Annotated in this window: 18 protein-coding genes; 8 read left to right on the forward strand and 10 right to left on the reverse strand. The window is 73.3% G+C overall.

The features are described 5' to 3' along the window. Positions 1-256 precede the first annotated feature (256 nt). From C4U44_RS32960 to C4U44_RS32970, 3 genes are all read right to left on the reverse strand, one after another. Positions 257-3,136, reverse strand: a complete 2,880-nt coding sequence (locus tag C4U44_RS32960; RefSeq protein ID WP_103889740.1) for an RICIN domain-containing protein — start codon at positions 3,134-3,136, stop codon at positions 257-259. A gap of 135 nt (positions 3,137-3,271) precedes the next feature. Further along, positions 3,272-5,887 (reverse strand): glutaminase domain-containing protein, encoded by a 2,616-nt coding sequence (locus tag C4U44_RS32965; RefSeq protein ID WP_235032525.1) that lies wholly within the window; start codon positions 5,885-5,887, stop codon positions 3,272-3,274. A 765-nt stretch (positions 5,888-6,652) separates the two neighbouring features. Then, positions 6,653-7,411, reverse strand: coding sequence for an SDR family oxidoreductase (locus tag C4U44_RS32970; RefSeq protein WP_103889742.1), 759 nt, complete (start codon positions 7,409-7,411; stop codon positions 6,653-6,655). Between the two features lie 103 nt (positions 7,412-7,514). On the opposite strand from C4U44_RS32970, the gene C4U44_RS32975 reads away from it, so the two are divergent. After that, complete coding sequence (locus tag C4U44_RS32975; RefSeq protein ID WP_103889743.1) at positions 7,515-8,447, forward strand: sigma-70 family RNA polymerase sigma factor; 933 nt, start codon at positions 7,515-7,517, stop codon at positions 8,445-8,447. A 51-nt stretch (positions 8,448-8,498) separates the two neighbouring features. Here C4U44_RS32975 and C4U44_RS32980 read toward each other — a convergent pair whose 3' ends face one another. Beyond that, positions 8,499-9,260, reverse strand: a complete 762-nt coding sequence (locus C4U44_RS32980; protein WP_103889744.1) for an SDR family oxidoreductase — start codon at positions 9,258-9,260, stop codon at positions 8,499-8,501. A 190-nt stretch (positions 9,261-9,450) separates the two neighbouring features. Between C4U44_RS32980 and C4U44_RS32985 the strand changes: the two genes are divergently transcribed. The 3 genes from C4U44_RS32985 (at position 9,451) to C4U44_RS32995 (ending at position 11,624) form a co-directional block, all read left to right on the forward strand. Then, entirely contained in the window at positions 9,451-10,290 is an 840-nt protein-coding gene (locus tag C4U44_RS32985) for a helix-turn-helix transcriptional regulator (RefSeq protein WP_103889745.1), read from the forward strand. Between the two features lie 103 nt (positions 10,291-10,393). Continuing rightward, a complete protein-coding gene (locus C4U44_RS32990; protein WP_103889746.1) occupies positions 10,394-10,894 on the forward strand; it encodes a GNAT family N-acetyltransferase in 501 nt (166 codons plus the stop codon). Between the two features lie 220 nt (positions 10,895-11,114). Then, on the forward strand, positions 11,115-11,624 hold the full coding sequence (locus tag C4U44_RS32995; protein WP_103889747.1) for a GNAT family N-acetyltransferase: 510 nt from the start codon (positions 11,115-11,117) through the stop codon (positions 11,622-11,624). 42 nt (positions 11,625-11,666) lie between these two features. Here the strand turns inward: C4U44_RS32995 and C4U44_RS33000 are convergent, their stop codons facing one another. Further along, complete coding sequence (locus C4U44_RS33000) at positions 11,667-11,867, reverse strand: hypothetical protein (RefSeq protein WP_103889748.1); 201 nt, start codon at positions 11,865-11,867, stop codon at positions 11,667-11,669. A gap of 154 nt (positions 11,868-12,021) precedes the next feature. On the opposite strand from C4U44_RS33000, the gene C4U44_RS33005 reads away from it, so the two are divergent. Next, positions 12,022-12,915, forward strand: a complete 894-nt coding sequence (locus C4U44_RS33005; RefSeq protein ID WP_103889749.1) for a hypothetical protein — start codon at positions 12,022-12,024, stop codon at positions 12,913-12,915. A 38-nt stretch (positions 12,916-12,953) separates the two neighbouring features. Here C4U44_RS33005 and C4U44_RS33010 read toward each other — a convergent pair whose 3' ends face one another. Continuing rightward, complete coding sequence (locus C4U44_RS33010; protein WP_103889750.1) at positions 12,954-13,427, reverse strand: DUF2306 domain-containing protein; 474 nt, start codon at positions 13,425-13,427, stop codon at positions 12,954-12,956. 76 nt (positions 13,428-13,503) lie between these two features. Between C4U44_RS33010 and C4U44_RS33015 the strand changes: the two genes are divergently transcribed. Continuing rightward, on the forward strand, positions 13,504-14,070 hold the full coding sequence (locus C4U44_RS33015; protein ID WP_235032526.1) for a PadR family transcriptional regulator: 567 nt from the start codon (positions 13,504-13,506) through the stop codon (positions 14,068-14,070). A 46-nt stretch (positions 14,071-14,116) separates the two neighbouring features. Here C4U44_RS33015 and C4U44_RS33020 read toward each other — a convergent pair whose 3' ends face one another. Then, complete coding sequence (locus tag C4U44_RS33020; protein WP_103889752.1) at positions 14,117-14,695, reverse strand: helix-turn-helix domain-containing protein; 579 nt, start codon at positions 14,693-14,695, stop codon at positions 14,117-14,119. A 47-nt stretch (positions 14,696-14,742) separates the two neighbouring features. Here C4U44_RS33020 and C4U44_RS33025 point away from each other — a divergent pair, with 47 nt between their 5' ends. After that, positions 14,743-15,660: a class I SAM-dependent methyltransferase gene (locus C4U44_RS33025; protein ID WP_103889753.1), complete on the forward strand. Its 918-nt coding sequence runs from the start codon at positions 14,743-14,745 to the stop codon at positions 15,658-15,660. Between the two features lie 85 nt (positions 15,661-15,745). On the opposite strand, the gene C4U44_RS33030 is transcribed toward C4U44_RS33025, so the two are convergent. Then, positions 15,746-16,480 (reverse strand): alpha/beta hydrolase, encoded by a 735-nt coding sequence (locus tag C4U44_RS33030; protein WP_200823482.1) that lies wholly within the window; start codon positions 16,478-16,480, stop codon positions 15,746-15,748. 398 nt (positions 16,481-16,878) lie between these two features. Between C4U44_RS33030 and C4U44_RS33035 the strand changes: the two genes are divergently transcribed. Then, positions 16,879-17,898: a LacI family DNA-binding transcriptional regulator gene (locus C4U44_RS33035; protein ID WP_103889754.1), complete on the forward strand. Its 1,020-nt coding sequence runs from the start codon at positions 16,879-16,881 to the stop codon at positions 17,896-17,898. A gap of 50 nt (positions 17,899-17,948) precedes the next feature. Here C4U44_RS33035 and C4U44_RS33040 read toward each other — a convergent pair whose 3' ends face one another. Then, positions 17,949-18,497 carry a GNAT family N-acetyltransferase gene (locus C4U44_RS33040; RefSeq protein ID WP_103889755.1) on the reverse strand — a complete coding sequence of 183 codons (549 nt, stop codon included), beginning with the start codon at positions 18,495-18,497 and terminating at the stop codon, positions 17,949-17,951. Positions 18,498-18,523: 26 nt separating this feature from the next. Next, the coding region (locus C4U44_RS33045; protein ID WP_200823483.1) for a LutC/YkgG family protein at positions 18,524-18,916 on the reverse strand (393 nt) is incomplete at its 5' end.

Consider the following 18,916-nt stretch of genomic DNA (forward strand, 5'->3'; position numbering starts at 1 on the left):
CCCGGAGAGCGCGTCCTTTACAACGATGTAGAGGACCATGGGGGATGGTCCGACCGGGTGTCAAGAGTCCGGGACGACTCAGCCAGGAGGCGGCTTTTCTTTCCGCAACGGGCTGGACACGACCCCGCTGTCGTGCTGTCATTTCCCTGCCCGGATTTACATCGTTGTACGCCCCGGCGCGACCCTGTGCGATCCACTGACGGGCGCCGGCGGTGGTGCCTCCACCGCCGGCGCTCCCCACCTCGCGGCGCGCCTGCTACACGAAGCGCCACAGGTGGTCGTCGGTCCTGCTGTCCTCGAACTGCACGACGTGCGCGCTGTCGGCGGTCGACATGCCGTCCACGCCGAGCACCAGGCCGCTGTTGCCGTTGCGGATCCGGAACCAGCCGTCGCCGTTGTCCAGCAGGTGCCAGGAGTGGTCCGGGGTGCCGTTGTCGTGGAACTGCTGCACCTGGACGCTGTCGGCCAGCGAGGCGCCGGCCACGGCCAGCAGCAGCCCGCTGTTGCGGTTCTTCACCGTGAAGCGGTTGTTGCCCAGGTCGGTCAGCTGCCAGAGGTGGTCGGCGGTGCCGTTGTCGGTGTACTGCACCACGTTCGCGCTGTCCGCGGTCGACATGCCGTCCACCGCGAGCACCTTGCCGCTGTTCTTGTTCTGCACCCGGTACCAGGTGCTGCCGTTCACCACCGCCTGACGGGCCGTCACGTTCCACTGGAGGATGCCCGCCGACACGCCCGCCGCGAGCTGCGCCACCACCCGCACCGCCTTGGTCGTGACCGGTGTGAACGCGACCGAGTTGAAGCCGTTGACCGCCGTGCCGTACGCCCCGGCGCCGGCCACCGGCTGCCAGGACCCGTCCCCCGCCTGGTACTCCACGTGCCAGGACGCCGGCACCCGGCACTGGCCGTGACCGGTGTCGTCGTACCAGTACACCGACGCGCCCGAGACCGTCACGGGCGCCGCGTAGCCGTACTGCACCCACTCACTGGTGCCGGTGTGGTCCCACCAGGTGAAGCGCGGCTGCGACTGGTCGTAGGAACCGGTCGGCGTGTAGCCGCTGTTGAGGGCGTTCACGGTGTCACCGGACCAGCACCAGGAGGCGGTGGGCGTGGCCGGGAGCTGCCAGGGGCGGCCGCCCGCGGCGACCGTGGGGAAGGAGGTGATGCGCAGTGCCGCCGCGCCCATCGGGATCAGCGTCACCGTGGTGGCCGGCTCCGCGGTGTCCACCGGGCTGGGCTGGAGCGTGTTCACCACGTCCTGGGTGTCCGCCTGCCAGTTGGGGATCGCCTTGGCCCGCGCGGTCATCGCCACCGGGGTGCCGTCCGGGGTGAAGGGGTTGCCGGCGGCGCCGGTGGTGGTGGCCGTGAAGGTGCCCGGCACCAGGCCGTAGTTCCAGGCCGAGGTCGGGAAGACCTGGTACTCCGCCCAGTGCGAGGTGGGGTCGTTGTGCCGCAGGAAGTTCTGGCCGATCTTCAGCGCGTACGTCAGCGGGCCGCGGTGCACCGACAGCGAGTCGTGGTTCTTCGTCCAGGTGGTGGTGGCCACCGCCATCGGGAAGCCGACCTGGACGGTGTCGCCGCTCGCCCAGGTCCGGTTGACCGCGACGTACCCGGCGCCGCCCGAGGCGCTCACCGAGGCGCCGTTGACCTTCACCGACGGGCTGCTGCACCAGGAGGGGACGCGCAGGTAGAGCGGGAAGGCGACGCTGCCGGACGTCGACAGGGTCAGTGAGACGCTGTCGGTGAACGGGTAGTTCGTCGTCTCGGTCACCGTCACCGAGGCGCCGGCCGAGCCGACCTTCGCGGTCACCTTCGTCGGCGCGTAGAGCACCGCCGCCAGCCCGTTGTCCGCGGTCGCCAGCCAGGCGTTCTCGGTGAAGTAGGCCCAGCCCTGGCCGTAGTTGTGCGGGCAGCAGCGGTACTTGTCCACGCCGAGCAGGTACGCCTGCATGGAGAAGGTGTTGTCGAACTGGTGCAGCGTCTTGTCGTAGTCGTCCAGCTGGACCTGGTTGGCGGCGGTCGCGTAGTGCAGTGCGGTGTGGCCCGGTTCCATCGCGGCCGGCAGCGAGTTGAAGGCCAGCGTCTCGGTGCCGTCGGCCCAGCTCGGGTCGCCGGTCATCCGCGCCATCGACTCGAAGCTCTGCATGTACTCGACGATCCCGCAGGTCTCGAACGCCTGCCGCGGATCGCCGTACCCGGGCCGGGCATTCTCGTCCCCGGCGAACCCGCCGCCGCTGAACTGCCCGTAGGTGCCCTGGATCGTCGCGTAGTCCTGGTACGACGCCTGGGTCAGCGACGCGTCCCCGCGCAGCGCGGCGAACGCGGGCTCGGTGAAGCCCTGGGCGAGGTTCACGTTGTGCAGCGACGGCAGGTTGTTCACGTAGTTCGCGCTGTACTGGTGGATCTTGTCGGCCAGGCCCAGCAGCATGGAGTCCCCGGTGCGGGCGAAGAGCCAGTGCAGCGAGTGCAGCGTCGTCGCCCAGCGCACCGAGCCCCAGCTCTGGTTGAACGCCGAGGCGCCGAAGGTGTTCTGGTAGCCGAAGAACTTCGTCAGGAACGGCACGATGCGGCTGTCGCCGGTGTACTCCTGGTAGGTGCACAGCGCCTGCAGCATCGGCATGAAGGGCCAGAAGTCCGGGCCGCCGCCGAGCGAGGTGCGCAGCGACGTCGGGCCGAAGAAGCCGTCCGACTGGCCCGTGGCCAGCACGCCGTTGACCCAGGTGGTGGCCTTCGCGCGCAGCCCGGCGTCCCCGGTCACCCCGGCGAGTGCGGTCAACCCCCGCACCCAGTAGGGCACTTCCTCCCAGCCGACCTGGTCCGGATGGATCCATCCGGTGCTGGAGGTGTCCAGGAAGTGCGAGACCTCGTCGTAGCGGCCGGCGATGCCGCCGGTCTCCAGGGTGAGTTGCTGGGCCAGCCAGCCCGACGCGGTGACGCTGCCGGTGGGCAGCTTCAGGAACGGGGTGCGGGTCAGGCCGGCGGGATGGGGGAAGTACAGGCCGCCGCCGGAGGTGTCCCCGACCAGCACCACCCCGGGGCCGCCGCCGGCGGCGGCCCACGAAGAGGTGACCATACGGCCGGCGAAGGCGGCGGCGCCCAGTGCGGCGGCGCCGCCGCGGAGGAAGGTACGACGATCCATGGGTGCTCCTCAGTGGGGGGGTGCGGTGGGAGTGCGGCGTCCGCCGCGGGAGTGAGCGTGCGCGGCCGTCCCCCGGCCGGTGGGTTCCGGACCGGGGGACGGGGAACGGGGGCGTCCGGCCGGCTGCGCCGGACGTCAGATCAGGCGCCAGAGGTGGTCGGAGGTGCCGTTGTCGGTCCACTGGGTGACCTGCGCGCTGTCTGCGGTGGACATCCCGTCGACGGCGAGCACCTTCCCGGACCGGACGTTGACGATCTTCGACCAGCCGTCCCCGGTGTCGACGATCCGCCAGAGGTGGTCCGGCGTGCCGTTGTCCTGGTACTGCTGGGCGTGCGCGCCGTCGTCGGTGCTCTGGTCGTGCACGGCCAGCACCTTCCCGCTGTTGCGGTTGACGATCCGCACGCTGCCGTCGCCGTTGTCCAGCAGCGTCCACAGGTGGTCGGCGCTGCCGTTGTCGGAGTACTGGGTGACCTCGGCGGAGTCGGCCGGCGACATGCCCGAGACCGCCAGCAGCTTCAGGGAGTTCTGGTTCTGGATCCGGTGCCAGGTCACCGTGGAGGCAGCCGGTGGCAGCACCAGCGCGAACATCCCGCCGACCACCGGACGGTCCTGGAAGCCGCGCTGGGCGGCGCTCGCCACGGTGTACCAGTCGCTGAACGGCACCCGCTGCGCGGTGGCGTTCGCGAAGCCGTACACCCCGTTCACCAAGGTGTCGCGGATCGTGCCGTGATCGGCCAGCCAGGCGGCCGTCCACATCTCCCAGTCGCCCTTGGTGTAGTCGTTGCGCGGGTCGAGGACGACGCCGTACGTCCCTGCCTGAGAGGCGTACCACCCCGCCTCCATCGCGGCGGTGCCGGGCGGCACCAGGTCCAGGCCCAGCAGCCGGTCCGCGAAGCCGTTGTACTTCAGGCTCCAGGTGCCGTCCTGGTCGTAGGCCAGCTTGAGGTGCGCGCCGGAGGAGTCCGCGGCCAGCGACGTCCACTGGCTGATGTAGCTGCGTGAGACGGTCGCGTAGTGCCCGGCGTCCGCGGTGTTGCCCGCGGCGGCGGCCACCACGCCCATCGCGCCGATCCCGACGATTCCCTTGAGCGCCAGGTTGGCGCTGTGCGCGATGAATCCGGTGAAGTCGTCGGTCTGGTTCTGGAACCCCGGGTCGAGCGCGTTCGCCGCCAGGTACTCCGCCCACTGCCGCAGGATCGGATAGTGCGCCTGCGCGAAGGCCGTCGCGTCCGCCGCGGACAGCCGCTGGATCACCGCGGCCGTCATGATCAGCATGTTCGCCGACTCCTCGACCGGCATGTCCTCCTCGTCGCCGTCGTTGTGCCCGGCGGCGTTCGGGTAGCCCGAGCCGAGGTCGTGCTCGGCGAACTCCTTGGGCCAGCCACCGTGTTCGGGGTAGTCCAGCATCGGCTCCAGCAGCAGCCGCAGGTACCCGGGCGACAGGTACAGGTAGGCCGGGAAGGCCGGGTAGGTGACGTCGATCGTGGACATGTTGCCGTCGGAGGAGATCTCCTTCAGGAACGCCCACGGGCTGCCGCCCCGGTCGACCAGCTCCGTCCCCGCCACGGCCTGCCGCAGCGCCAGGGCGCAGACCGCCGCGTAGTGCTCGCCGGTGGTCCCGCCGCCCGCCGCGGCGGCCGCGTCGTCGTGGACCCGCTGGTCGAGCGCGGTCGCCGCCGCGAGGGCGTCGGCGTGGTCGGACTGGAACCACGCCACCATGTCCGTCCACGACGACCAGTAGTGCGTCCACCAGGGCTGGAGCTGGGCGCCGAGGTAACTCACCGCCGGGGTGCGGACATGGCCCAGCGCGACGGTGAAGTCCGGTGCGGGGGACCCCGGGCCGACGGCGCCGAAGTCGCGGTTCAGGCCGAGCACGGGCCAGCGGTCGCTGATCGCCCGAGGCTGCCCGCCGTCGACGGTCCCGGCCAGCTTCCCGTTGCCCGCCGACGCGGCCCGCACCACCGTGTCCTGGCCGATCTGCCAGGTCAGCCCGGTACCGGTCGGCGCGGCGAGCACCAACTGCCCCCAGGACGCCTGGTCGCCGTTCTCCTGGAGCACGCCGGGCGTCGCGGGCTGCGCGGTCAGCACCGTCATCCCGGCGGCCTGCTGCTGCGCCCAGGTGATCGGTGTCGAGGTGTCGCCGTGCACCCACTCCCCGGACACGTCCAGGTGCACGTCCACCGCGTGCGCCTGCCCGTCGTTGCTCGCGGCGCTCACGGTGACGTACGACAGCGGGACCGACTGGCGCTGAAGGTCGCCGAGGTCGACGGGGGAGAAGAACGTCACGGTCAACGTCACGCCACCGCCGCTGAGGGTGTAGATCGAACGGGTGGCGGTGAGTTGGAGCGAGTCCTGCTGCATCGACGTCAGGGCGGGGCCGGAGAGCAGGCTCGGGGCGCCCGCGAACAGGTAGCCGGCGCCGTCGATCCGGGCCAGCCCGCACAGCGCGGTGACGTGCCCGTTCCAGAAGGTCGACCAGGTCCCGGCGAGGTTGTCGGCCGGCACCCAGGTGGACAGGTACGGCGAGCGCACGGCCAGCGGTACGGCGGGCGGGCGCAGCGGCGTGAACGTCGAGGCGGCCGGGGCGGCGGCCGGGCTGCCGAGCGGGGCCGCGCCGGACGCGGGCACGGCCGCACCGGCGGCGCCCGCGGTCAGCCAGCCGCCGGTCGTCGCTGCCGCGGTCAACGCGGCGGTCCAGCCCAGGAGTTGGCGTCGACCGGGGTCGTGGGCTCGGGTGTCGTCGGAGGTCACGGTGATCCGTTTCTGCGGAGGGGGGGAGGTGGGGGGTACGCAGGGGCGAACGGAAGGACACAGGGGTGCACAGGGGGAAGCCGGGCTGCCGAGGCCCGGTTTCGCGCTGTTCCAACGTTGGAAAGATGGGCGCCAACCGGCATGACAGCACTTGCGGTTGGGCCTGTCCATACCCCGCGCAGAACTCGCACCCCTGCCGTTCGCCCGTGACCAGGCGCCTCACTCGTATCACCGCACGTCCGGGGAGGGTGCGGGCGCGAGGGGGCGACCGGCGGCCGGAGGTTTTTACAACGTAAGCAAAAAACGGTCCGCGCAGGGCCCGCGGGCCCGCGCGCGGTGCCGGCGGTCGCGCCGCGGTTGCGGGACGGGCTCCGGCGGGCTGCCGGTTGGACGGCGGGCGAGCGGCGGGCGGGTAGTGGTCTGGCGGCGGCCGGTACTTGGCCCGCTCCGCTCGGGCTCCGTCCGGTTGCCGCCGGGGTCCACCCGGGAGAGCGCGCCGGGGGCCTCGCCGGGGATCTCGCCCGGCAATTCGACCGCTCCCGTTGACAGGGGTCGGCCCCGACCCGTTTGCTGGCCCGTGTCGCCCGACACCGGGATCGCGCACGACATGACGGGAAACGCTGTCCGTCCGGCAGTGACCGTGTATAGACTGACAACGTTGTCAGCGCGCGCGACGGCGGGAGTTCGCGCGTACGCGATGCTGCCCACATGACCCGTGGGCGGGGCCGATGTCAGGCGGCTCCGCCCACGCCCTTGCCGCGGGGGTCAGTTGACCCGCTCGGCGAGGAACTCCTCCCAGGTGCGGGTGCCCTGGTCGGCGTCGAGGTTGAGGTTGTCGCCGGCGCGGTAGGCCCGGCCGGCCTTGCCGGGGACGCGGACCGGGAGCGTCGGGCGGCGCTTGCCCCGCGCCCGCAGGTAGCCGCGGGCCAGCTCGGCCAGCGGGTAGACCCGCGGGCCCGCGAGGTCGGCCACCCGGCCGGCCGGTTCGCCGCCCGTCAACTCGACCAGCCGCGCGGCCACATCGCGCGCGTCGACCGGCTGGAGGCGCAGGCCGCCCGGGGCGGGGAGCACCGGCAGCTTCGCCATCGCCCGGACCGCGGTGAGGGTCAGGTCGTGGAACTGCGCCGCGCGCAGCACCGTCCACGGCACCCCGCACTCCTCGACCGCCCGCTCGGCGCCGAGCTTCGCGCGGAAGTAGCCGATCGGGACCTGGTCGGCGCCGATCACCGAGATGGTCACCAGGTGCCGTACCCCGGCCCGGGCGGCCGCCCGGGCCAGGTTGCGGGTCGCCTCGTCGTCGCCCTTGTTGCTGCCGGCGAGGTGCAGCACGAGTTCGGCGCCGTCCACGGCGGCCTCGATGCCCTCGTCCGCCAGCAGGTCGCCGGTGGCGTACGTGATCCCCTCGGCGGCCGGCCGGGCCTGCCGGCTGAGGATGCGCAAGTCGTGGCCGGCGCCGCGCAGCAGCGGTACGACGTGGCGTCCCAGCGTGCCCGTACCACCGGTGAGCAGGATGGATGACGTCATTTCTTCTCCCGAACTCGTCCCGACCCGGGCCCGCGCCCGGTGCCACCACCCGCTTTCCGGGGGGTCTATCGTGATGACACGCCACGATCAAGGAATGTGACGGATGGACGACAGCACCCTCCTCGCGGAGCGTTTCGAGCAGGAGCGGAGCCGGCTGCGCGCCGTGGCGTACCGCATGCTCGGCTCGTCGAGCGAGGCCGACGACGCGGTGCAGGAGGCGTGGCTGCGGGCGAGCCGGGCGGGCACCGACGACGTCGAGAACCTGCCCGCGTGGCTGACCACCGTGGTCACGCGGATCTGCCTGAACCTGCTGCGCACCCGCGCGGCGCGGCGCGAGGAGCCCTTGGAGGCGCGCCCGCCCGAAGCGGACACCGGCGGCGGGGACGGGGCGGCGCGCGGGACCGACCCCGAGCAGGAGGCGGTGCTCGCGGAGTCGGTCGGGCTGGCGCTGCTGGTGGTGCTGGACACCCTGACGCCCACCGAGCGCGTCGCGTTCGTGCTGCACGACCTGTTCGCGATGCCGTTCGACGAGATCGGCCCGGTGATCGAGCGCTCGCCGGCCGCCGCCCGGCAACTCGCCAGCCGGGCCCGGCGCCGGGTGAAGGGCGGCACGACCGCGTCCGAGTCGGATCTGGTCCGGCAGCGCCGCGTCGTCGAGGCGTTCCTCGCCGCGTCCCGGGGCGGCGACTTCCAGGCGCTGGTCGCGCTCCTGGACCCGGACGTGGTGCTGCGCGCCGACCGCCAGGTCGTCCCCACCCCCGAGCCCATCGTCCTGCACGGTTCGCAGCACGTGGCCGAGGGCGCGTTCGCGGCAGCGGCCCGGGTGCCGTTCAGCACGCCCGCGCTCGTCAACGGGTCGGTGGGTCTGGTCATGGCGCCCGGCGGCTGGCTGTTCCTGGCGCTCGCCTTCACGGTCAGCGGCGACCGGATCACCGCGATGGACGTCATCGCGGACCCGGAACGGCTGCGCGCGACGCGGCTCGGCGTGCTGGACGGGTTCGGCGGGCCCGACGGACCCGGCGTCCTGGACGGGTGAGGTGTCCCGGACGGACCGGGGGAGGGCCGCCGCCGGTCCGGTCGCGGGGGCTCAGCCGTCGCGGCCGGGCAGCATGGACAGGGCCAGGGAGCGCTGCGCGACGAGGTCGTCGTAGGTGCCGTCGCGCTCGGCCCAGCGGTGCATGAGGACGCCCTTCACGAGGATCTCGCGGGGGGTGGGCTCCTGTGCGAGCAGGTCCATGACCTCGGTGGCGAAGCCGTCCAGCGGCAGCGCGTGCGGGGCCACCTTCTCCTGGCCCGCAGCGGCGACGGCCGGCGGGACGAGCTCGACGACGCCGACCCCGGTGCCGTCGAGCTGGGCGCGCAGGGCCTCGGAGTACGCGTGCACCGCGGCCTTCGAGGCGGCGTAGGTCGGCATGGGCGGGAAGGGCAGGAAGGCGATGCCCGAGGTGACCGTGACGAAGGTGCCGGTGCCCCGGTGGAGAAGGTGCGGGGTGAACGCGTCGACGACCCGGATGGTGCCGAGCAGGTTGGTGTCGACCGTCGTCCACGCGGCCTCGAAGTGCGCGGGGTCGCGCAGGTCCTCCAGGAGCATGACGCCCGGCATCGTCACCACGGTGTCCAGCGCGGGGTGGCGGGCCAGAACGGCATCGCGCGCGGCGACGACCGAGGCGCTGTCGGTGACGTCCACGGTGACGGTGCCCAGGCCCTCCCCGGCGAGTTCCGCGAGGGCCTCCTGGTTGCGGCCGCCGACGACCACGGTGCTGCCCGCAGCGGCGAACCGGCGGGCGAGCTCCCGCCCGATGCCGGAGGTCCCGCCGACGACGAGGACGGTGCGGTTCGAGAGATCCATGAGTCTTCCTTCCGGTCCGGCGCGCCGACGGGGTCGCCGACCGTGCGCCGCGGGCGGCGGTGCGGCGCCGCCCCTGGGTGATCCGTGCACCTTCAGTGTCGGCACGGTCCGGCGGGCGTGGCAGAGCCCCCGTCTTCCCTGGTCCTGCCAGGGCCCCCTCTCGGGGACGGCGCCGCATTACGGTGTGGGTATGAAGGACGAATCCGGCAACCGTCTCGGCGGCTACCTCCGGGCCCGGCGCGAGCTGGTGTCCCCGGCGCAGGCGGGGCTCCCGCCCGGCGGCAACCGCCGGGTGCCCGGGCTGCGCCGCGAGGAGGTCGCGCTGCTCGCCGGGATCAGCCCCGACTACTACCTGCGGCTGGAGCGGGGCCGCGACACGAACCCCTCGGTCCAGGTCCTGGAGTCGCTCGCCCGCGTCCTGCAGCTGGACGACGTCGAGCGGACGTACCTGCTCGGTCTCGTCGCCGCGCGGCCCGGGACACCGCGCCGCAAGCGGCCCGAGCACGTGCCGGCGCGCGTGCACGAGCTGCTCGCCCACCTGCAGATCCCCGCGTTCGTCGAGGGGCGCGCGTTCGACGTGCTGGCCTCCAACCCGATGGCCGTCGCGCTCTCGCCGCGGCTGCGGCCGGGCGAGAACCGGCTGCGCTCCCTCCTGCTCGATCCCGAGGAGCGGGCCTTCCACCAGGACTGGGCGCGGGCCACCGCCGACTTCGTCGCCACCCTGCGCACCACCATCGGGGACGACACCGACAACCCCCGCTTCGTCGAGCTGGTCGGTGAACTCGCGCTGTCCAGCCAGCGGTTCCGCACGCTGTGGGCCCGCCACGACGTCCGCACCCTCGAGGGCGGCACCACCACGTTCCACCATCCCGTCGTCGGCGAGCTGCGCCTGCACCGCGACAAGCTCCCCGTCGACGACGTCCTTCTGGTCGTCTACTACCCCGACAAGGACAGCGAGAGCGACGAGAAATTGCGGATGCTGGCCGCGCTCACGGTCTCCGGGTCCGCGGGGATCCGCCCCGACGCGTGACGGGCCGCGCCCGGGGCCGTACCGGGACGCGTACCGCAGGGGGCCGGGACAGGCGAAGAGGGGCTGTGCGGTCCGCAGGCCGCGCCCGTGTGAAGCTGGTGCCGTGAGTGATCGGGGCGAGATCGTCGTATCCCGCTGGCCGGACGGGTCGCCTTCCGCGGAGGGCGGGCCGGCCGCGCTGCTTGCGGCCTACCACCTGCGGACGGAGGCCGAGAAGGGCACGCCCGTCGCGGACGTGGAGGGGCTGCCGGACCGCTACCGGGCGGAGGTCTCGGATCCGCGGGCCGCGTTCGCCGGCGACGTCGTGCTGGTGGCGCTGAGCGGGGACGCCGCCGTGGGGTGCCTGGTGGTGTCCGCCCGCGCCGGCGGGCAGGCGGAGATCAAGCGGCTCTGGACCGACCCGGCGTTCCGGGGCCGGGGCGTCGCGTCCCGCCTGCTCGAAGGCGCGCTCGCGCATGCCGCGGAGAGCGGCGCGCGTGTCGTGCGGCTCTCGGTCTGGAACTGGCGGACCGGCGCCATCGCGCTGTACGAACGGCTCGGCTTCGCCGTCACCGCGTCGTGGGAGGAGCGGGACCAACTGGTGTGCATGGAGCGCGCCGTGTGAGGAAGCTCCGAGGAAGCACGGTCCAGCCGGGGTTCCGCGGTAACGTCCCGGGCCGGCTCTCCTCCTGCTAGATTTTCCTTCAGCAGCAAGCCTTCCCGGCCCGGACGCGGTGTCCGACGGGGAGGCTTTTTTCATGCCCCCGTGCCCCTGTGCCCCGTGTCCCGGTACCGCCGGTCCGGAGGTGCGCGCGTGCTGTCGACCCTCTCGGTGAAGGAGCCCCATGCCCGATGTGTCCGTGCGCCCCGCAGATGTCGCCGACCGTCCCGCGGTGGAGCGGTTGTGGCTGATGTTCCGCCACGACATGTCGGAGTTCCACGGCCTGCTGCCCGGCGCCGACGGGACCTTCCGCAGCGATCGGCTCCGGCTGGCCTTCTCCGAACCGGACTGGGCGCCCTACCTGTTCGTGACGGCCGCCGGCCTGGCCGGATTCGCGTTCGTCCGCAGCGTGAGCGCGCCGACGCGCGTGCTGAACAGCTTCTTCGTGGTGCGCGGCGCGCGCCGGGCCGGTGTCGGGCTGCACGCGGTGCGGGAGATCGTGGCCAGGTACCCGGGTTCCTGGGAAGTCGCCTTCCAGGATGCCAACGTGGCGGCGGTGCGCTTCTGGCGCCGCGTCGCCGCGGAGATCGCCGGCGATGCGTGGACCGAGGAGCGCAGGCCGGTGCCCGGGCGTCCGGACTCGCCGCCCGACGTGTGGATCTCGTTCCGGACGGCGGCGGGGACCGGCGGCTGAACGCGGCGGGGCCGTCACCGTCGGCTGAACGCGTGGGGGTGGTCATCGTCGGCGGGGCGTCAACTCCTCCAGGAGCGCGCGCAGGACCGCGAGGCGGTGGGCGGACTCGGAGGGGGTCGACGCGCGGAGGGCCGTGCGGGTCGCGTGGGCGGCGAGCACGCCGAGGATCAGCCTGACCAGGGCGCCGCTGACCGCGACGCAGGCCAGCAGCCAGGTGGCGGCACCCAGGGAGTGTGTGAGCATCTTCGATCACCTTTCCGAGGCGGGGAGACCTCCGGTGTAGCGCGGACACCCGGTCCGCCGCCTCCCCGCAGCCGCGCGGAGCCGGCCGGACCCAGCCGAACTCAGCGCACCCGCGCCCCTGGTGACCGTGCGAGGGATCGGGGACCATCCGCGGATGGACGCAACGAACGGCCCGCGCGGGCCGCGTGGCAAACGGGACCTGCCGTTTCCGTACGACCAGGATCTGTCGGGGGTGCTGCGCAACCTCAACCGCCGGACCCGCTGGGGGCGTGACCGGCTCGCGAACGACCGGGTCACGGCCGCGCTGCTGGCGGCGGGCATGGCCCTGCTCGTCCGCCACCTGGGCCCGGGCGGCGGGCAGCGGGTCAACAGCGAGCGCCTGCTGCTGGGTTCGCTCTCCCAGCGCAGGGTCGCCGAGGAGTTCGCGGGCAATCCCGCGCCCTTCGCCCGGTACGGCAACGGCGTGTCGATGCTGCGCGACCGCTGGAGCCCGCACTCGGACTTCGTCACCGACCTGATCAACTTCGCGGTGTGGCGGGAGAACTACCGGCCGGAGTTCCGCGAGCGGCGTGCCGTCCACATCAAGAGGCTGGTGCACGGACCGGACTTCGTGCGGGCGGTGCACGAGATCGCCTACCAGCACACCGCCGAGGGCGTCGGTCTGCCCTCGGTCCGGCTCGGCCTCGCGCTGATGACGGCGGCCGAGGGCGACGAGGAGGTGACGCGGATCATCTCGGCGGTGTACGAGGACTACCTCGGCTCGTGGAAGAAGCTGTACGACACGGTGCTGCGGGAGCGGCATCTGCGGCTGCGCAGGGGGCTCACCCTCGACGACCTGGCCAACGCGCTGTCCGCGGCCTCCGACGGGATGACCCTCAGGGCCATCGGCGACCCCGCCGCCGCGGTGGTCGACCACGACGCCCGCAGCTCGCTCATGGGCACGGTCGCGCTCGCGGTGATCCTGGCGTTCCTCGAACCGGACGACGACGCCGGCGGCCTCACCCTGGAACAGGCCGTCGCGGCACGGTTCGACGGCCGGGTGTACTGAGCCGGTACGCAGCCCGCCGGGTCCCCCGAGCACGGTGCTCAGGGCGTGGGCACCTCGCGCGGCGGCTGCGCGGAGCGCGGGGCGGGGGCACGGAGCGCGCGGACGGTGGCGCGTGCGATCAGGGGTGTCCCGACCGCGGTGGGCAGGATCCAGGCGACGGGTGAGCCCAGGCCGAGGTTGACGACGAGGAAGGCGGTGACGAAGGAGATGTAGGAACTGCACATCAGGTTGATGTGCCAGACCACCCAGCCGCGGAAGGCCGCGCGCCGCACCCACCAGCCGGCGAGCGCCGCCGCCCAGGTCAGCGCGCCGATCACGCCGAGCCACCACAACGAGGGCCGGTAGGCCACGAGTCCGAACGCGCTCAGGCACAGCGCACCGGTCAGGACCTGGTACGACCGGCCGAGCAGCGGATGGCGGCCGGCGCGCTTGGGCGCGAGCATCGCCGCCGGCCCCACCAGCAACCCGAGACTGCCTGCTACGACATGGATCACGAGCACGACTGCGTGCATGGAGCTCCCCCATATGCCACTGTGGACGGTGGTGCCAGGCAAGCACCGTCCACAGTGGACTGTCAAGGGGATACGTGTGACGCGGACCGACCTCAACCCGACCGCCGCCTCGCTGCTCGGCTTCCTGCACGCGGGTGAGGCCAGTGGTTATGAACTCCTGGGCGTCGCCGAGGTGTTCATCGGCGACTTCTGGAGCCTGACGCGCAGTCAGGTCTACCGGGAACTCGCCGCGCTGGAACGGCGCGGCCTCGTCGTCGCCGGCGCCACCGGGACCCGCTCGCGCCGCCCGTACACCCTCACCGACGCCGGCCGCGAGGAGTTCGCCGCGTGGGTCGCGGAGCCGCCGGACACCGAGCAGATCCGCTACCCGCTGCTGCTGACCCTCGCGTTCGGCGCGTTTCTCGACACCGGCACGCTGCTGGGGTACGTCGAGCAGCACCGCGGGACCCACCGGGGACGGCTCGCCGGCTACCTCGACACGGAGGCGCAGGGCGGTCTCGACCCGTACCAGCGCGCCACGTTGCGCTTCGGCATCCACTACGAGCGGGCCGCGCTCGCGTGGATGGACGAGCTGCCCGCCATCCTGGCGGACCCGGCCGGCGCGGCGGGCGTCCACGCGGGGGAGGCGGGCGCGACGGGCTGAGCGGGCCCGACGCGCTGAGCCGGCCTGCGGCGCGGGGTCCGCCCGCTCAGCCGAACTGGCGGAAGTGGCTGCGCCGTCCGTCGTGGTCGAAGACGCCCATGGCCTCGGCCGGCCCGCCGTGCGCACCGAAGGCGTGCGGCACCATCGTGGAGAACTCCGCGGCCTGGCCGGCCTCCACGAGGATGGTGCGCTCGCCGAGCAGCAGCATCAGCGTGCCGGACAGCACCGTGAACCAGTCGCGGCCCGGGTGCACCCGCAGCACGTCGCTGCCGCGCACGACCGGCCGGGTGAAGCGCATCTTCGCCACGGTGCTGCCGTGCGCCCCGGGCTCGCGGCTCAGCATCCAGGTGGTGGTGCCCCGCTCCGTGTTGTGCTGCGGCCTGATCACCACGTCCCCGTCGTCCGCGGACTCGACGAGCATGTCGATGCTCACCCCCAGCGCCTGGGCGAGCGCGCCGAGCTGGTCCAGGCCGATCCGCCGCCGCCCGTTCTCGATCCGGCTCAGCGTGGACGCGCTCATGCCGCTACGGCTGGACAGGTCGTCCAGCGACCAGCCCAGGGACGTCCGCAGCCCCCTGACCCGCTGCCGTACCAGGAGATCGAGACCGCCGTCTTCTTGCGCCATACGCAAGATGCTAAGCCATCCGCGCAACGTCATCGTAAGGTCGCGGCATGGCAGACCACCAGCACGACCCACAGCAGCAGCACGCGGCGCACCCGCACGAGCACGGGCACGGCCACTCCGGCGGCCACGGTGCGCACGCGGAGGACGGGGCCGACGAGGCCGCCCTCGCCGACCTGCTCGACCTCGACGCCGAGGTCCTGGCCGAGCACCTTTCCGATGTCACCGCCTGGATCGCCGGGTCCGCGGGCGACCCGGCCCCGCGCCGCATCGTCGACGTGGGCAGCGGCACCGGTACCGGCACGCTCGCGCTGATGCGCCGGTTCGAGGGCGCCGAGGTCACCGCGCTCGACCGGTCCACCCACCTGCTGGGGCGGTTGCGGGAGCGGGCCGGCGAACTCGGCGTGGGCAGCCGGATCCGCACCGTGGAGGCCGACCTGGACGAGACATGGCCGGACGTCGGCCCGGCCGACCTGGTGTGGGCGTCGTCGTCGCTGCACCACATGGCCGACCCCGACCGCGCGCTCGCCGAGGCCGCGGCCCTGCTGCGCCCGGGCGGCCTGCTCGCGGTGGTCGAGATGGACTCCCTTCCGCGCTTCCTGCCCGACGACATCGGCCTCGGCCGGCCCGGCCTCGAAGCCCGGGTCCAGGCGGCCATGGACGAGCGCCGCGCCGAGGACATGCCGCACTTCGGGGGGGACTGGGCGGCGCGCTTCACCGCCGCGGGCTTCACCGTCCGCGCCGAACGGCACTTCGTCGTCGACCTGGACACGCCGCCGCCCGCCACCGCCCGCTACGCCCACGCCGTGCTGAGCCGCTCCCGCGACGGCCTCGGTGACCGGCTCGACGCCGACGACCTCGCGGTGCTCGGCACCCTGCTCGACGGCGACGGCCCAGAAGCGCTGCTGCGCCGGACCGACCTCACCGTCCGCACCTCCCGCCAGGCATGGCTGTCCGAACGCGGCTAGCCGGTACGGCCGTCAATACGGGTACGGGTGCCGTTGCCGGAAGGGGCCGCCGCTACGCGGCGCCCGGCGCGGCACCCGGCAGCGCTCAGCGCCAGCCCTGCAAGGCGAACCACTCGGCGCACCAGCCGGTCCACCGGGCCGCGTACGGGTTCTCCTGCGCGAGGCCCAGGCCGTGCGCGCCGTGCGGCAGCACGTGGAGTTCGAGCGGCACGCCCGCGCGGCGCAGGGCGGTGGTGTAGCGCAGCGCGTGCTCGACGTCCACGGCGCCGTCCTCCGCGGTGTGCCAGCAGAACACCGGGGGCGTGGCCGGGTCGACCGCGTACTCCATCGACGCCGCGCGGCGCTCGTCCGGCCCGGCGTCCGTGCCGAGCAGCGCCTCCAGCGACCCCGGGTGCGGCAGGTGCGCCATGGAGATCAGCGGGTAGCACAGCACCGCCAGGTCGGGCCGCTCCACCTCGTCCGCCTGCGGGCCGCCGGCCAGCCACGCGGCCAGGTGCCCGCCCGCGGAGAAGCCGAGCACGCCCACCCGGGACGCGTCGACCCGCGGACCGGCCGCGCCCTCGCGCAGCGCCCGTACCGCGGCCCGGGCGTCGTCCAGCGGGGCGGTGCTCCCCTGCGGGCGCAGGCGGTAGCGCAGCACCGCGGCGTGCAGGCCGATCCCGCCCAGCCACCGCGCCACCGGCTCGGCCTCGTGCGGCGCATGCACGTTGTAGCCGCCGCCGGGCAGCACGAGCACGATCGGCGCCGGGCCGGGGGCCTGGTCCGTGGCGGTCCCGGGAGCCAGGTGCACGGTCAGCCGGCCGTCGAGGAGTTCGGTCACGCCAGGTACCTCCGGTGCGAGAGAGCGACGCCTCACCGTATCGGCCCGCGCGGGCGCCCCCGTGGAGGGCCCGGCCCGCGACGACGCGGCGTGACCGTCCTGGCGGCCGGGGGGAATTGAACGGATCAAAACGGGTCGCGCGCGGCCGCGCCGGGTAAACGCCCTGGTCCCGTCGCAGATATGGGCGGGTTCGTCCGGACGGAAGCTTGACGTCCGGCCGCGCGCGGCCCTACTGTCGGCGACGTGGAATGAATGGTTTCAACCCGATCGCCGCCGCCCGATGCGAGCAGTGGCACCGCGATGCTGCGGTAAGTCGAGTGAACTGTTTCAATGGGGACGCCTCCGATCCGTTCAGTACATTGCGGGCCGGCGGTGCGGAGAGCCCCTTTGAGGAGAACATGGTGCGAATGGTCGGGATCAAGGACGTGGCGCGACAGGCCGGCGTGTCGGTGGGCACGGTGTCCAACGTGATCAACCGTCCCGACCTGGTCTCCGAGGAGACCAGGGACCGCGTGCAGAGCGTCATCAAGCAACTCGGCTACGTCCGCAGCGAGTCGGCGCGCCAGCTGCGGGCCGGCCAGAGCCGGATCATGGCGCTGCTCGTCCTCGACATGGGCAACCCCTTCTTCGTCGACGTCGCACGCGGCGCGGAGTCCGCGGCCCGCGAGGCGGGGCTCGGCGTGATGGTCTGCAACAGCGGCCAGAGCCCCAGCGAGGAGGCCACCTACATCTCGCTCTTCACCGAGCAGCGGGTGCGCGGCGTCCTGCTCACCCCGGCCGACTCCACCGGGGCCAGCCTGGACCTGCTCAGGCAGCAGAACGTGCCGTTCGTGCTGGTGGACCGCGGCGCGGGCGACGCCGACGGATGCTCGGTGTCGGTCGACGACACCATCGGCGGCGCGCTGGCCGGCCGCCACCTGGTCGCGGCCGGGCACCGCACCATCGCCTACATCAGCGGGCCCTCCCACCTCCAGCAGGTCAAGGACCGCCGGGCCGGCATGCTGCAGGCCCTCGCGGAGGCCGGGCTCGGCCCCGAGGCGCTGCTGGAGATCCCCGCGCAGCGCCTCGACGTCGCCGCCGGCCGTGACGCCGCCTCGCGGCTGCTCGGCCTGGCCCAGCGCCCCACGGCGGTCTTCTGCGCGAACGACCTGCTTGCCCTCGGCGTCCTCCAGGTCGTCTACGCCGCGGGCATCGCCGTCCCCCGCGATCTGGCGATCGTCGGCTACGACGACATCGAGTTCGCCGCCGCCGCCGTCGTGCCCCTCACCTCCGTCCGCCAGCCGGCCGCGGAGATGGGGCGGATGGCCGCGGAGCTGCTGCTGGAGGAGACCGGTCCGCGCGCCGCCCAGCACGCACACCAACGCGCCGTCCTGCTGCCCGAGCTGGTGGTCCGCGGCTCCAGCCTCCCGGTCCGTTAGAGGGGGCCTTCGGAGCGACGCGGGCGAACACGCGGCGGGGTGACGCCGCGTCAGGGAGCGGGCGTGCGCGCGAAGAGTGCCGTGGAGCGGGGGGCGGCGCCGTCGGGGGCGGGGTTCGTGCGGGTGCCGAGGCGGTGGAAGCCGGACTTCTCGGCGACCCGGAGCGACGCGGAGTTCGCCTCGTCGGCCTCCAGGAGGAGCCGGCTCAGCGCGAGGTCGCGGAAGGCCCAGGCGGTCACGAGGCGGACGGCGCGGGCGGCGATGCCGCGGCCCCGGTGGGCGGGGAAGACGCTGTAGGCGAGAGCGGCCACGTCCTCCGCGCGGAACTGCAGGTTGACGACGCCGACCGGCTCGTCCGTCGCCGCGTCCGCGACCACCAGCGGAGCCGCCCGCCCGCTGCGCCACGCCTCCTCGGCGCGCGCCACACCGGTGAGCTTCGCCCGCGTGTCCATCGGGCCGTCCTCCAGCCATCGGCGTGTCTGCGGATCGTGGCTCGCCGCGGCGATCGCGTCCATGTCGGAGGCCCGCCGCAGGCGCACGGTCACGGCGCCGTCCGTCAGCGGTGCGGGCGGCGGTTGGATCGGCGTGGTGCGTCCCATGGCCTGCCCTTCCCTTCCGGTCCGGCTCAGTTGTCGCCGTCTGTGTCGCCGTCTGTGTCGCTGTCGTCGGTGTCGTCGTCTGTGTCGTTGGTGACGAGGAGGACGTCGAGGGTGCGGGGGCCGTGGACGCCTTCGACGCGGTCGAGTTCGATGTCGCTGGTGGCGGAGGGTCCGGAGATCCAGGTGAGGGGTCGGGTGGGGTCCAGCTTGGGGAGTGCCTGTGGTACTGAGTCCACCACCTGTTCCGGCACGCGTACGACGCAGATGTGGTGGTCGGGGATGAGGGTGATGCGTCGTCGGCCCTGGTCGGGTCCGGCGTCGAGGATGATGGTGCCGGTTTCGGCGATGGCGAGTGCGCAGGCGGTGATGACGGTGTCGATGCCGTCGAGTTGATGGGTGGTGAGTTCGTCGTCGCCGAC

The organism is Actinacidiphila yanglinensis, assembly GCF_900107965.1.
GTDB lineage: Bacteria > Actinomycetota > Actinomycetes > Streptomycetales > Streptomycetaceae > Actinacidiphila > Actinacidiphila yanglinensis.

Excerpts from the sequence above, each read along its gene's own strand:
- C4U44_RS32960 (WP_103889740.1), bottom strand. The coding sequence starts at position 3,136 with ATGGATCGTCGTACCTTCCTCCGCGGCGGCGCCGCCGCACTGGGCGCC.
- C4U44_RS32970 (WP_103889742.1), bottom strand. The coding sequence starts at position 7,411 with ATGACGTCATCCATCCTGCTCACCGGTGGTACGGGCACGCTGGGACGC.
- C4U44_RS32975 (WP_103889743.1), top strand. The coding sequence starts at position 7,515 with ATGGACGACAGCACCCTCCTCGCGGAGCGTTTCGAGCAGGAGCGGAGC.
- C4U44_RS32980 (WP_103889744.1), bottom strand. The coding sequence starts at position 9,260 with ATGGATCTCTCGAACCGCACCGTCCTCGTCGTCGGCGGGACCTCCGGC.
- C4U44_RS32985 (WP_103889745.1), top strand. The coding sequence starts at position 9,451 with ATGAAGGACGAATCCGGCAACCGTCTCGGCGGCTACCTCCGGGCCCGG.
- C4U44_RS32995 (WP_103889747.1), top strand. The coding sequence starts at position 11,115 with ATGCCCGATGTGTCCGTGCGCCCCGCAGATGTCGCCGACCGTCCCGCG.
- C4U44_RS33000 (WP_103889748.1), bottom strand. The coding sequence starts at position 11,867 with ATGCTCACACACTCCCTGGGTGCCGCCACCTGGCTGCTGGCCTGCGTC.
- C4U44_RS33005 (WP_103889749.1), top strand. The coding sequence starts at position 12,022 with ATGGACGCAACGAACGGCCCGCGCGGGCCGCGTGGCAAACGGGACCTG.
- C4U44_RS33010 (WP_103889750.1), bottom strand. The coding sequence starts at position 13,427 with ATGCACGCAGTCGTGCTCGTGATCCATGTCGTAGCAGGCAGTCTCGGG.
- C4U44_RS33020 (WP_103889752.1), bottom strand. The coding sequence starts at position 14,695 with ATGGCGCAAGAAGACGGCGGTCTCGATCTCCTGGTACGGCAGCGGGTC.
- C4U44_RS33025 (WP_103889753.1), top strand. The coding sequence starts at position 14,743 with ATGGCAGACCACCAGCACGACCCACAGCAGCAGCACGCGGCGCACCCG.
- C4U44_RS33035 (WP_103889754.1), top strand. The coding sequence starts at position 16,879 with ATGGTGCGAATGGTCGGGATCAAGGACGTGGCGCGACAGGCCGGCGTG.
- C4U44_RS33040 (WP_103889755.1), bottom strand. The coding sequence starts at position 18,497 with ATGGGACGCACCACGCCGATCCAACCGCCGCCCGCACCGCTGACGGAC.